Here is a 12960-nt window from a genome sequence, read left to right on the forward strand (position 1 = left end):
ATAGCGAGTTCCGCGCATAAGAACGCGTGGGCTTTTTGACATTATCTGTTCCGAATGTGCCCGGAAGCCGCTGGAAATCATCCGATAACCCGTTTGCTTAGTGCGAGAAATGCCGAATTTGCTTTTCCCTGCCGTTTTTTTCTCATACACTCGGAAGAATCTGTTGATATCTGATGTGCAGCCAGTGAAAGTGGTGGGGCCATCGAATGTGGAACACAATAACCGGGCCTGATCATGGTGAACGTGGATACCAAGCTGCTTGTGATTTTCACAGAGCTGCTGAGTAAGCGAAACGCCACTTATGTGGCGGAGAAAATGCACATGACGGCACCTGCCGTCTCGCATTCGCTCGGCCGACTGCGCGAAATCTTTGACGATCCTCTTTTTATCCGTGTCCCCCACGGGCTGACGCCGACGCCCCGCGCGTTGGAGCTGGGTCCAAAGATTCGGGACATGTTGGATCTTTGGTCGTCGATCAACGAAGGTGATGCCGACAATTTCGATCCGGCAATCGCTACTGGCACGCTGAGCGTGGGCTTTGCAGCCGAGCTGGGCGATACCGTGTTCAACCGGTATGTGCTGCGCATCAAGCAACTGGCACCCGACCTGCATATCCGCCTCGTGGAATCGCATTCCTGGGAAAGTGACGTTGCGGCGATGCGCGCCAATGAACTGGACCTGGGCTTCTCGCCATTCCCGACTCGCCATCCGGAGATCGTCGAGGAAATGGTGACCTCGCTGAATCTTTGGGTTTGCGCGCGCAAGAACCACCCGCTGCTCATTAACGATTGCACGCTCGAACAGTATCTGGATTGCAGCCATATCTTCATGGCGCATTCCGGTGGCGCAGGCCGTCCGGCACCCGCGCTCATTCCGCTCGACTACGCGCTGCAGCAGCGTGGGCTCAAGCGAAATGCAACGCTGACGGTGCATTCGTGGCGCGCACAGGCTGAACTGGCCGCCCAGACGGACATGATTTTCACGGTCAACGCGCTGACCAAGGACATGGCCTGCGAGACCTATGGTCTGAAGGCGTTCCCGTTGCCGGCTGAGTTGGATACGACGCTGGGCCTGAACATGTTCTGGCACCGCAGCCGCAATACCCATCCGATGCTGGTATGGGCCCGCAATCTTTTTCGTCAGGTTGTCGGAGAGTTCGTAGGTGTGCCACAGAACTCGGCAGCCCGCCTGCTACGTGTGGTGGCCGAGCAGGATTTGCCGCAGGAGTAACGACGGGAAGGTCAGGTGAGTCGATAAAGAAAAACCGGCGTCTGGGCGCCGGTTTTTTCATGCCTGCTGCCGGAATCGTCGCCGGCGCGGCTTATCGTTTGGGTCTGTGGGTACAGTTGTCTTTTGTGCAATTGCCGTACAGCGACAATGCGTGTTCCTGCAATGCGAAGCCGCGCTCGCGCGCAATGCTCTGCTGGCGGTGCTCGATGTCCGGGTCGAAGAATTCTTCGACTCGGCCGCAGTCCAGGCACACCAGGTGATCGTGATGCTTGCCTTCGTTCAGTTCGAAAATGGCCTTGCCCGATTCGAAGTTGTTGCGCGACAGGAGGCCGGCTTGTTCGAACTGGGTAAGGACGCGATAGACCGTGGCGAGGCCGATATCCATATGTTCGTTGAGCAGGATACGGTAAACGTCTTCAGCGCTGAGGTGCCGCTGTTCGCTGGTCTGGAAGATCTCGAGGATCTTCAGGCGGGGGACAGTCGCCTTGAGGCCAATATTTTTGAGGTCCGCCGGACTCGGCATGGGCGTGACTCCCTAGAGTACAATGTCTGGATAGTTGAATCATAAGGGTTTTGGCGGCAAATGTCGCCCCGGTGCCATGACGCCCGGACGCCACCCCTGCGGCGGCGTGTCCCGAAGCGCCTGGCCGTGCCCCGACGCCGCTACGTACTGTGCAGCGCGCCGGCTCCGGCACAGAGTCACTCCCGTCTGGAAGCGAGATACATGCGTTCATTCCGTTCGACCGCCACGCGCCCGGCGCTGGTATTTTCCCTGCTGGCAGCGGCGCTGCTGGCCGGTGCCTGCTCCGCTTACGACAGCACGTCGCGCAAGGTGGTGCAATCCATCACGCCTTACCGCATCAATATCGTCCAGGGCAATTTCGTGTCCCGCGAAGCTACCTCGCAGTTGCGTGAAGGCATGACGCGCGATCAGGTTCGCTTCCTGCTCGGCACGCCGCTGCTGCAGGACGTGTTCCATGGCAATCGCTGGGACTATTATTTCTCGTTCCGTCGCGGCGCCACCCCGGTCGTGCAATCGCGCCAGTTCACGGTGTTCTTCGACGGCGACAAGCTCGTGAAGTGGCAAGGCGATGAACTGCCTTCGGAATACGAATTGATTGCCGAGATCGACGGCATGAAGGCAGCGCAGCGGAACAACACGTCGGGCAAGGCCGTGTCGACGCCAGCCGCAGCACCAGCTTCTACCTCGACGACCCCCGCGCCGGAAGCGGCGCCGGCAGCACCGGAAGCGCCAGCGGCGTCGGCCGTACCCGCCGCGCAGGAAAAACCCGCCAACTGATCGGACCGGGCCCACGCTATCGCATAGACGACATCGTTGGCCGGTTCCTTCCAGACTGCCCGGCCTGTGGACCGGGCGCTGTCCCCAATTACCCCCGTACACCATGAAAATCGCCATCGCAGGTGCATCAGGCCGCATGGGCCGCATGCTGATCGAAACCGTCCTGAACACCGAAGGCGTGACGCTGACCGGCGCGCTGGACATTCCGGGTGCTGCCGCATTGGGGCAGGATGCGGCCATGTTCCTGGGCCGCGAGACCGGCGTGAAGATTTCGGACGATATCGAAGCGGTACTGGGTGCTTCGGACTGCCTGATCGATTTCACGCGGCCGGAAGGCACGCTGGCCCATCTGGCCGTGGCGAAACGCCTGGGCAAGAAGATCGTGGTCGGCACGACCGGATTCGATACAGCTGGCAAGCAGGCACTCGAAGATGCGGCGAAGTCGATCGGCGTGGTCTTCGCCTCGAACTTCAGCGTGGGTGTGAATGCCACGTTCAAGCTGCTCGAAGTGGCGGCCAAGCTGCTCTCGACAGGTTATGACATCGAAGTCATCGAGGCCCACCATCGCCACAAGGTGGATGCACCGTCCGGCACGGCGCTGACGATGGGCGAGGTGATTGCCAAGGCAGTCGGCCGGAATCTGGACGACTGCGCGGTGTATGCCCGCGAAGGCCACACCGGCCCGCGCGATCCGAAATCGATCGGGTTTGCCACGATTCGCGGCGGCGATATCGTGGGCGACCACACGGTGATGTTCGCCGGCATCGGCGAGCGCATCGAGATCAGCCACAAGTCGTCGAGCCGCCAGTCGTACGCCGATGGTGCCGTGCGCGCGGCGCGTTTCCTGGCCGACAAGCCCAATGGCCTATTCGACATGCAGGACGTGCTTGGCCTGAAGTGATGTCGGGCCCGTTTCGGCGGGCCGCCCCAGCGCCCTGGCGCATTGCCGTGGCAGCCCGGATTGGCCGGGCGCCACGGTTATAATCGTTTCTTTCGCAAACCGATCCCCCGGCCGTCCGGCGCGCCTGTTGCCGCCGGACTGGTGTCCAGACTGCCGTCCCGACCATGCAAGACAAATATCTTCCGTCCGCCGTTGAACAAGCTGCGCAGCAGCACTGGCAAGCCATCGATGCCTACCGGGTGTCCGAGTCTGCCGTCGGCCCGGATGGCAAGGAAAAGCAGAAGTTCTACGCCTGCTCGATGCTGCCGTATCCCTCGGGCAAGCTCCACATGGGGCACGTGCGCAACTACACGATCAACGACGTGATGGCGCGCTATCTGCGCATGAACGGACGTAACGTGCTGATGCCGATGGGCTGGGATGCATTCGGCATGCCCGCCGAGAACGCCGCGCTGAACAACAAGGTGGCACCGGCCGCCTGGACCTACGACAACATCGCTTACATGAAGAAGCAGATGCAGTCGATGGGCCTGGCGATCGACTGGTCGCGCGAAGTGGCGACCTGCAGCCCTGACTACTACCGATGGAACCAGTGGCTGTTCCTGAAGATGCTGGAAAAGGGCATTGCCTACCGCAAGACCGGCACAGTGAACTGGGACCCGGTCGACCAGACCGTGCTCGCCAACGAGCAGGTGATCGATGGCAAGGGCTGGCGTTCGGGCGCGGTGGTGGAAAAGCGCGAGATTCCGATGTACTACCTGCGCATCACCGAGTACGCGCAGGAACTGCTGGGCGATCTGGACGGCCTGGGCTGGCCCGAGCGTGTCAAGATCATGCAGCAGAACTGGATCGGCCGCAGCGAAGGCGTGCGCTTTGCGTTCCCGCATGACATCCGCGATGCGGCAGGCAACACCATCCAGGACGGCAAGCTGTACGTGTTCACCACGCGCGCCGACACGGTCATGGGCGTGACGTTCTGCGCCGTGGCTGCAGAGCATCCGCTGGCTACGCACGCCGCCGCGAACAATCCGGAACTGGCTGCATTCATCGAGGAGTGCAAGCACGGTTCCGTCATGGAAGCCGACATGGCGACCATGGAAAAGAAGGGCATGCCCACTGGCCTGCAGGTCACGCATCCGCTGACCGGCGCGCAGGTGGACGTCTGGGTCGGCAACTACGTGTTGATGAGCTACGGCGACGGCGCCGTGATGGGCGTGCCGGCTCACGACGAGCGTGACTTCGCCTTCGCCAACAAGTACAACCTGCCGATCAAGCAGGTGATCGACGTCAAGGGCCAGCCGTACTCCACAGATGCGTGGCAGGAATGGTATGGCGACAAGGAACAGGGCGTCTGCATCGAAAGCGGCAAGTACGATGGCCTGGCCTACAAGGCTGCCGTCGACGCGATTGCCGCCGACCTCGCCGCCAAGGGCCTGGGCGAGAAGAAGGTGACATGGCGCCTGCGCGATTGGGGTATCTCGCGCCAGCGCTACTGGGGCACGCCGATTCCGCTGATCCATTGCGATGCCTGCGGCGTGGTGCCCGTGCCCGAGCAGGATTTGCCCGTGGTGCTGCCGGAAGATCTCGTGCCGGACGGCACGGGCAATCCGCTGAACAAGGACGAGCGTTTCCTGGCCTGCACCTGCCCGTCATGCGGCAAGCCCGCGCGTCGCGAGACCGACACGATGGATACGTTCATCGACTCGTGCTGGTACTACATGCGCTATACGTGCCCGGATGCCACCACGATGGTGGATGGCCGCAACGACTACTGGATGCCGATGGACCAGTACATCGGCGGCATCGAGCATGCGATCCTGCACTTGCTGTACGCACGATTCTGGACCAAGGTCATGCGCGACATGGGCCTGGTCAAGTTCGACGAGCCGTTCACGAACCTGCTGACGCAGGGCATGGTGCTCAACGAGACGTACTACCGTGAAGATGTGTCGGGCAAGAAGACCTGGTACAACCCCGCCGACGTCGATGTGAAGACGGACGAGCGTGGCCGCCCCGAAGGCGCCACGCTGAAGGCGGACGGGCAGCCCGTGGTGATCGGCGGCGTGGAAAAGATGTCGAAGTCCAAGAACAACGGCATCGACCCGCAGGCCCTGATCGACCAGTACGGTGCCGACACCGCGCGCCTGTTCGTGATGTTCGCCGCGCCGCCGGAGCAGCAGCTCGAATGGAGTGGCTCGGGTGTGGAGGGTGCATCGCGCTTCCTGCGCCGCGTTTGGAACTACGGCGTGGCCAATGCGCAGGCCATTCGCGATGGCGCCGGCACGAAGCCCGTCGCCGGAGATGCCGACCTGCGCCGCGAACTGTACACGGTGCTCAAGCAGGCCAACTACGATTACGAGCGGATCCAGTACAACACCGTGGTGTCCGCCACGATGAAGATGCTGAATGCGCTGGAAGATGCCAAGGGCGCATCGCCGGCTGCGCGCCGCGAGGGCTTTAGCATCCTGCTGCGCGTGCTGTACCCGGTGGTGCCGCATATCGCGCACGGGCTGTGGGCCGAACTCGGCTATGCAGCTGAGTCCGGCGACGTGCTCGACGCCGCCTGGCCGCAGGTGGACGAGTCCGCGCTGGTGCGCACCGAGATCGAACTGGTGCTGCAGGTCAACGGCAAGGTCCGTGGCAGCCTGACCGTGCCGGCCGGCGCGGACAAGGGTGCGATCGAAGCCATGGCCGCGGCCAGCGAGACCGTGGCGAAATTTGCCAACGGCGCGGCACCGAAGAAGATCGTGGTCGTGCCCGGTCGCCTCGTCAACGTGGTGCTCTGACGCAAGTCGCCAGATATCGCCAGCAACAGCCAGGAAACAGAATGGATCGACCGGACATGGGACGCCGCGGATTTCTCGCCATCGGTGCTGCAATGGCAGCGGCCGGCCTGCTGGCTGGCTGCGGCTTCCACATGCGTGGCAATGCCGACTTCGCATTCAAGCGGCTCTATATCGGTCTGCCGGCCGGTTCGCTCATGGGCGCCGACCTGCGCCGCAACATCCGCAACGGGTCGGACACCAAGGTCGTCGAGGACAAGGCGGATGCCGATGCCTTCCTCGACGTGCTGGCCGATACGCGGGGCAAGTCGATCCTCTCGATCACGGCCCAGGGCGTGGTGCGCGAGTTCCGGTTGAGCCAGCGGTTCGTGTTCCAACTGCGCGACGCCGCGGGCAAGGAACTGATTCCGCCGTCGACGTTGCTGCTGACGCGGGACCTGACGTACAACGAAGCCAGTACACTGGCCAAGACGTACGAGGAAGAGCAGCTTTATCGCGACATGCAGAAGGATGTGGTCCAGCAGTTGATGCGCCGTCTGGCGGCCGTCAAGACGATCTGACCCCCTTCTGGCCACGCATTGGCGATGCAACTCAAGCTCGACGCACTCGACGGACATCTGAAGCAGGCCCAGGCCAAGGGCCTGGCGCCGCTTTACGTGGTGCATGGCGACGAACACCTGCTCGTGCTGGAAGCGGCCGATCGGCTGCGGCGTGCGGCGCGTGATGCCGGCTTTACGGAGCGCGAGGTGCTGGTGGCGGAGCGCGGGTTCCATTGGAGCCAGCTCGTCGAGGCCCAGCAGTCGATGTCGTTGTTCGGCGACCGCAAGATCGTGGAACTGCGCATTCCGACGGGCAAGCCCGGCAAGGATGGTGGAGAAGCGCTGCGCGCTGTCGCGGCGCAGCCGTCGCAGGATGTGGTGATGTTGGTGACGCTGCCCCGGCTGGACTTTGCCACGGCGAAGTCGGCGTGGTTCCAGGCGCTGGAATCTGCAGGCGTCTCGATCAAGGTGGATGCCGTGGATCGCACCCGGCTGCCCGCCTGGGTGGGCGAGCGGCTTGGCCTGCAGCAGCAGCGCGTGGAGCCCGGCGAAGCGGGCCGGCGCGCGTTGCAGTTCATCGCGGACAAGGTGGAAGGCAACCTGTTGGCCGCGCATCAGGAAATCCAGAAGCTCGGACTGCTGTATCCGCCCGGTGTGCTGACGTTCGATCAGGTACATGATGCCGTGCTCAACGTGGCGCGTTTCGATGTTTTCAAGCTGTCCGAAGCCATGCTTGGCGGCGATGTGCCGCGCCTGACACGCATGCTCGAAGGGCTGCGGGGCGAGGGCGAGGCCACGGTGCTGGTGCTGTGGGCGCTGACCGAGGAAATTCGCGTATTATCCAAGGTCCGGCAAGGGCTGGCGGGCGGTAAGCCGGCCGGTGTGCTGATGCGCGAACTGCGCGTCTGGGGGCCGCGCGAGCGGCTCGTGCCGCAGGCGGCCCAGCGGCTGTCGATGCCGCAGTTGGAAGCGGCGCTGGCCATGGCTGCCCGGTTGGACCGACAGGTCAAGGGACTGGGAGACCTACCGGGTGCAGGGGGCACGGCAGGGGGGCTGCCCGCCGAGCCTTGGGATGGGCTGCTGCAACTGGCGTTGCTGATCGCCCGGCCAGCCTGACATCCTCACCCAAATGGAATTTCGCCGGCAGCCGCGCCGGCGCCAAGCATCGCGGCACCATGAATCGTGGCACCACGCAGTGCCGCACCCACAGCAGACCGGGCTCGTGCCCGGACACATCATGACCGAGTCCGATCTCCACGCATACATGAACCGCGTCGGCCAGCAGGCCCGCGCGGCATCGCGCGCCATGGCGCGTGCCTCCACGGCTGACAAGAACCGCGCGCTGATGACCATTGCCGCCGCGATCCGCCGCGACGCCGACAAGCTCAAGGCCGTCAATGCACGCGATGTGGAGCGCGCGCGCGCCAACGGGCAGGACGCCGCCTTCATCGATCGCCTGACGTTGTCGGACAAGGCCATCGACACCATGGCTGCGGGCCTCGAACAGATCGTGGCGTTGCCGGACCCGATCGGCGAAATCTCCAACATGAAGTTCCGCCCGACCGGTATCCAGGTGGGGCAGATGCGCGTGCCGCTGGGCGTGATCGGCATCATCTACGAGTCGCGCCCGAACGTGACGATCGACGCCGCGGCGCTGTGCCTGAAATCAGGCAACGCGACGATCCTGCGCGGCGGCTCCGAAGCCATCGAATCGAACACGGCGCTGGCCGCGCTGGTGGCAGAAGGGCTATCGTCGGCCGGACTGCCCGCCGAGGCCGTGCAGGTTATCGAGACCACGGATCGGGCCGCAGTGGGCCGCCTGATCACGATGACCGAATACGTGGACGTGATCGTGCCGCGTGGTGGCAAGAGCCTGATCGCGCGGCTGATCGAGGAGGGACGCGTGCCGATGATCAAGCATCTGGATGGCATCTGCCACGTCTATATCGACGATGACGCCGATCTCGACCGTGCGGTGCGCATCTGCGACAACGCCAAGACGCAGCGTTATGCGCCGTGCAACACCATGGAGACGCTGCTGGTGTCGCGTCCGGTTGCCCGGCAGGCGCTGTTGCCGCTGTGCCGCATCTATCAGGAGAAGGGTGTCGAGCTGCGGGTCTGTGCCGAAACGCGCGCCATGCTCGAAGCCGCAGGCTTCTCGGGGCTGGTGGATGCCACCGAGGAAGACTGGCGTACCGAGTACCTGGCGCCGGTGCTGGCGATCCGCACTGTCGACGGACTCGATGCGGCCATCGACCACATCAACACGTACGGCTCGGCACACACTGATTCGATCGTGACCGAAAACTACAGCACGGGTATGCGATTCATCCGCGAGGTGGATTCGGCCAGCGTCATGATCAACGCGTCCACGCGCTTTGCCGATGGCTTCGAGTATGGGCTCGGCGCGGAGATCGGCATCTCCAACGACAAGTTGCATGCGAGAGGTCCGGTGGGCCTGGAAGGGCTGACTTCGCTCAAGTACGTCGTGTTCGGGCACGGCGAGATTCGCGTTTAAGCGGAGGCAGTAAACAGATGCTCTGGGTCAAGGCGTTTCACATCCTGTTCGTGACTTCGTGGTTTGCCGGGTTGTTCTACCTGCCGCGTATTTTTGTCAACCTAGCGATGGAAACCGAGGCGGCCAGCGTACAGCGGCTACTGCTGATGGCGCGCAAGCTGTTCCGGTTCATGACGATGCTGGCAGTGCCTGCCGTGGTGCTCGGGCTCTGGCTCTACCTCGGCTATGGCATCGGACGCGGCACGGGGCAGGGCTGGATGCATGCCAAGCTGGCACTGGTGCTGGTGCTGATCGGCTATCACCATGGCTGCGGCGTGCTGCTGCGCAAGTTCGAGCGGGGCGCCAACAAGCGCTCGCACACGTTCTATCGGTGGTTCAACGAAGTGCCGGTGCTGGTGCTGTTGGCCATCGTGATTCTGGTTGTCGTAAAGCCGTTCTAAGCTGTCGGATCTTTCCTGATATCTGATGAGGTCGTGATGAGCAAGCAGGTCGAGTATTTTCTGGCGCCGCATTCCCCGTATGTCTATATGGGGCATGCGCGCTTCGTTGAAATCGCCCGGCGCCATGATGCGCAGGTGCTGCTCAAGCCGATGGACCTGGGCAAGCTGTTTTCCGTTTCGGGCGGGCTACCGCTGGCACAGCGTCCGCCGCAGCGGCAGGCGTACCGGCTGGTCGAACTCGAGCGCTGGCGCAAGTTTCTCGACATCCCGTTCAACCTGCATCCCACATTTTTTCCAGTATCCGGCGATGCCGCCGCACGGCTCATCATTGCCGCGCAACTGGCGCACGGCACGGCACGCGCGTTGGAGTTGACCGGCGCCATCACCCGTGGTGTCTGGGCCGACCAACGCAACATCGCCGATGCTGCCACGCTGTCCTTGATTGCCGACGAACTGGATTTCGACGGTGCGAGTCTGCTGAAGGCCAGTGAAGCACAGGCCGTGCAGGCGGCTTATGCACAAAATACGCAGGATGCCATTTCGGCCAATGTGTTCGGCGCCCCGTGGTATGTCCACGACGGCCAGCCGTACTGGGGCCAGGACCGTCTCGATTTCCTCGATCGCGCACTTGCGGCGGTCTGAGAGACGGTCAACACCACGCTTTCCCGTCCGCTGCTGTTGCGGACGTTTTTGTTTCAGGATGACACGTCATGACCCAAGCATTTTTCGCTCCCTGCCCACGCGGCCTTGAACAGGCACTGGCCGAGGAGTTGCGCGAGATCGCGCAGTACCCGGCTGTGGTGGCCTCGGCGCCGTTCACGGTGCATCGCGATGTGCCCGGCGGCGTGACATTCTCCGGCGACATGTCTGCGGCGTACGCGGTCAACCTGCATTCGCGGATTGCCAGCCGCGTGCTGCTGCGTGTGGCGCAGCGCGGCTATCGGCACGAGGACGATATCTACACGCTGGCGCGCCAGCAGCGCTGGGAACAATGGTTCTCGCCCAACGAGACGCTGCGCGTTGATATCACGTCGCACAAGTCGCCGTTGCGCAGCCTTAATTTCACGGCGTTGCGGGTCAAGGATGGTGTGTGCGATGCCATGCGCGAACGCCTGGGCGAGCGGCCGAGTGTGGATACCGTCAGCCCGGATGTCCGCATCTACGCGCACCTGACCGAGACCGACTGCACGCTCTATCTCGATACCACGGGCGAGCCGCTGTTCAAGCGCGGCTGGCGCATGGAGAAAGGCGAGGCGCCGCTCAAGGAAAACCTTGCGGCCGGCATCCTTCGGTTGGCGGGCTGGACGCCGGGTAATACCAACCGTCCGTTCTTCGATCCGATGTGCGGCAGCGGCACATTCCTGGTAGAAGCCGCGCAGGTGGCGCTGGGCATTGCACCGGGCGTGGCCCGCACGTTTGCGTTCGAATGGCTCAAGGGCGCCGACATGAAGGCATGGCAGGCGCTGCGCAGCGATGCCCAGCATGCCCGCGAGCGGGCCGCGAACCGAGGCGATGCGCTGCATATCGCAGGCTCGGATATCTCCACCGACATGCTTTACATGGCGGAAGCCAACTGGCGCCGCGCCGGATTGCCCGGTGACGTGCAGTTGAAACAGGTCGATGCACGGTTCGTGCAACCGCCGTTTGCCGAGGCGGGACTGGCAATCATGAACCCGCCTTATGGCGAGCGTATCGCAGTGCGCGGCGAACGTCGCGATCCCACGTATGACGCTCCGCCGGACGAAGCCGAGGAAGCGGCAGCCAACCAATTCGCAGCGGCCTTTGCCACGACGTTGAAGCAGCATTTTTCCGGCTGGCAGGCATGGGTATTCACAGGCGATCTGTCGATGCCGAAACGTCTGCGTTTGAAGGAGTCGCGCCGTACCCCGCTATACAACGGCAACATCGAATGCCGGTTGTTCCGGTTCGATATGGTGCGTGGCGGGAATCGGGAGGGGAAGAAGGAGTGAGGTGGTTTTCTCCCCTCTCCCGTTTTGCGGGAGAGGGGAGAAAAACAAGCGGCGGATTCTAAGCCAGCTTGTTCCTACCCGTCATTGCCTGCCCATTGCGTGAGAACTCCGACAGGAAGCTTTGCAGGCTGACGATCGGTTCCTGCAGCAAGTGACGCGGCAGGTCGAACAGGGCGTAGAAGTATTCCTCGCGGCCTTCGCAACGTTCGGCCGGCAGGCAGTACTGTTCCCAGTCTACACAGGCCGGGGTGTACATGCCGTTGCCGGGCCAGAAGAACGGCACGATACGGCCTTCGCGCAGACCCTCGATCAGCGCGGCGGGCGCCTCGTAGGCTTCGGCCGACTCCACCTGGTTCAGCAGGCCGGCGCGCGTTTCGATCACCATCAGCGTGGCATGGCCCTGCGCGGTCAGCAGCAGCATGCCCACGGGATTCGGATACAGGTAATACTCCACGAAGCCATAGCGCGCCGCCGTCTGGCGTACACGCTCGGCCATGACCGGGTCCGACAGGAACGAGTACGAATGCCGTGTCAGCAAATCGCGCAGCGTGCGCGAAATCGACGCGAAATACTGTTGCTGCAGGGCGTCGATTTCCTCGTTCAGCCGGGCCACCATGTCCGGGTCATGCTTCTTGACGTAGCGATCGATCAGCCCGTGATTGAAACCCTGCACGGCGATGCTTTCGTCGGCCGTGCCGGTCAGGAGAATTGTCTTGCACGGCAGGTCTTCCAGTGCCTGGCAGAACTCGAGGCCATCCATCTGTGGCATCGAGTAATCGACCACGATGACGCCGGGCTGCAGGAAGCGATGCACATCGTGAATCTGACGATGGATGCGGTCGACATCGAGCTGCACCGTGCGGCGCTCCGACAGGAACGTCAGGTCGTCGTGGGTGACGCGCACCGGGAGGAAGGCCGGATGCCGCGTGGCATAGGCTTCGCGAATCCACGCGAGTGCTTCGCGCGGGTCCGTGAAATTGACGACCGCGCGCGATGCATCCATCTGGAATGCAAGGCTGTCGATGAACGACTTGCTGTCGTCCACCAGCACCGTCAGAACGGGGTGATGGAAGACCGACAGGTTCCTGTCATGCGCGGTAAATGTCATGGTGCGATTGAATCTGGCCGCCTGCTGCAAAGGGGGAATGGAAAAGGGGCAAGCCAGTATAGCGCCGGAATTCCCGCATGCAAGCCAGTCGCACAAAAGGAAACGGCCGGCGTTGGTTGCCGGCCGCACCAGTTCGATTTTATTGATTTCAGGTCTGCGCGTTGCTTTATT

At 62.9% G+C, this 12960-nt stretch carries 12 protein-coding genes; 10 read left to right on the plus strand and 2 right to left on the minus strand.

Annotated elements, in window-relative coordinates; translation table 11 throughout:
* Nucleotides 1-234: 234 nt before the first annotated feature.
* Nucleotides 235-1230 (plus strand): LysR family transcriptional regulator, encoded by a 996-nt coding sequence (locus tag ABDB81_RS12780; RefSeq protein WP_160472956.1) that lies wholly within the window; start codon nucleotides 235-237, stop codon nucleotides 1228-1230.
* A gap of 91 nt (nucleotides 1231-1321) precedes the next feature.
* Here ABDB81_RS12780 and fur read toward each other — a convergent pair whose 3' ends face one another.
* Nucleotides 1322-1753, minus strand: coding sequence for a ferric iron uptake transcriptional regulator (fur, locus tag ABDB81_RS12785; RefSeq protein WP_137923296.1), 432 nt, complete (start codon nucleotides 1751-1753; stop codon nucleotides 1322-1324).
* Nucleotides 1754-1954: 201 nt separating this feature from the next.
* Between fur and ABDB81_RS12790 the strand changes: the two genes are divergently transcribed.
* The 9 genes from ABDB81_RS12790 (at nucleotide 1955) to ABDB81_RS12830 (ending at nucleotide 11681) form a co-directional block, all read left to right on the plus strand.
* Nucleotides 1955-2530 (plus strand): outer membrane protein assembly factor BamE, encoded by a 576-nt coding sequence (locus ABDB81_RS12790; RefSeq protein WP_137923295.1) that lies wholly within the window; start codon nucleotides 1955-1957, stop codon nucleotides 2528-2530.
* Nucleotides 2531-2633: 103 nt separating this feature from the next.
* The gene (gene dapB, locus ABDB81_RS12795) at nucleotides 2634-3431 is read left to right on the plus strand and encodes a 4-hydroxy-tetrahydrodipicolinate reductase (RefSeq protein ID WP_160472955.1); all 798 of its coding nucleotides are present in this window, start codon (nucleotides 2634-2636) and stop codon (nucleotides 3429-3431) included.
* 164 nt (nucleotides 3432-3595) lie between these two features.
* A complete protein-coding gene (gene leuS / locus ABDB81_RS12800; protein WP_160472954.1) occupies nucleotides 3596-6217 on the plus strand; it encodes a leucine--tRNA ligase in 2622 nt (873 codons plus the stop codon).
* Between the two features lie 41 nt (nucleotides 6218-6258).
* Complete coding sequence (lptE, locus tag ABDB81_RS12805) at nucleotides 6259-6774, plus strand: LPS assembly lipoprotein LptE (RefSeq protein WP_346811388.1); 516 nt, start codon at nucleotides 6259-6261, stop codon at nucleotides 6772-6774.
* 24 nt (nucleotides 6775-6798) lie between these two features.
* Nucleotides 6799-7869 (plus strand): DNA polymerase III subunit delta, encoded by a 1071-nt coding sequence (gene holA, locus ABDB81_RS12810; protein ID WP_137923291.1) that lies wholly within the window; start codon nucleotides 6799-6801, stop codon nucleotides 7867-7869.
* 121 nt (nucleotides 7870-7990) lie between these two features.
* Entirely contained in the window at nucleotides 7991-9271 is a 1281-nt protein-coding gene (locus tag ABDB81_RS12815; protein WP_160472953.1) for a glutamate-5-semialdehyde dehydrogenase, read from the plus strand.
* A 17-nt stretch (nucleotides 9272-9288) separates the two neighbouring features.
* Nucleotides 9289-9711 carry a CopD family protein gene (locus tag ABDB81_RS12820; protein ID WP_160472952.1) on the plus strand — a complete coding sequence of 141 codons (423 nt, stop codon included), beginning with the start codon at nucleotides 9289-9291 and terminating at the stop codon, nucleotides 9709-9711.
* A gap of 36 nt (nucleotides 9712-9747) precedes the next feature.
* Entirely contained in the window at nucleotides 9748-10353 is a 606-nt protein-coding gene (locus tag ABDB81_RS12825) for a 2-hydroxychromene-2-carboxylate isomerase (protein WP_160472951.1), read from the plus strand.
* 68 nt (nucleotides 10354-10421) lie between these two features.
* On the plus strand, nucleotides 10422-11681 hold the full coding sequence (locus tag ABDB81_RS12830) for a class I SAM-dependent RNA methyltransferase (protein WP_137923287.1): 1260 nt from the start codon (nucleotides 10422-10424) through the stop codon (nucleotides 11679-11681).
* A gap of 58 nt (nucleotides 11682-11739) precedes the next feature.
* On the opposite strand, the gene ABDB81_RS12835 is transcribed toward ABDB81_RS12830, so the two are convergent.
* Entirely contained in the window at nucleotides 11740-12789 is a 1050-nt protein-coding gene (locus tag ABDB81_RS12835; protein WP_137923286.1) for a response regulator, read from the minus strand.
* Nucleotides 12790-12960: the final 171 nt, after the last annotated feature.

The organism is Cupriavidus sp. DL-D2 (assembly GCF_039710735.1).
In the GTDB taxonomy this organism is placed as follows: domain Bacteria; phylum Pseudomonadota; class Gammaproteobacteria; order Burkholderiales; family Burkholderiaceae; genus Cupriavidus.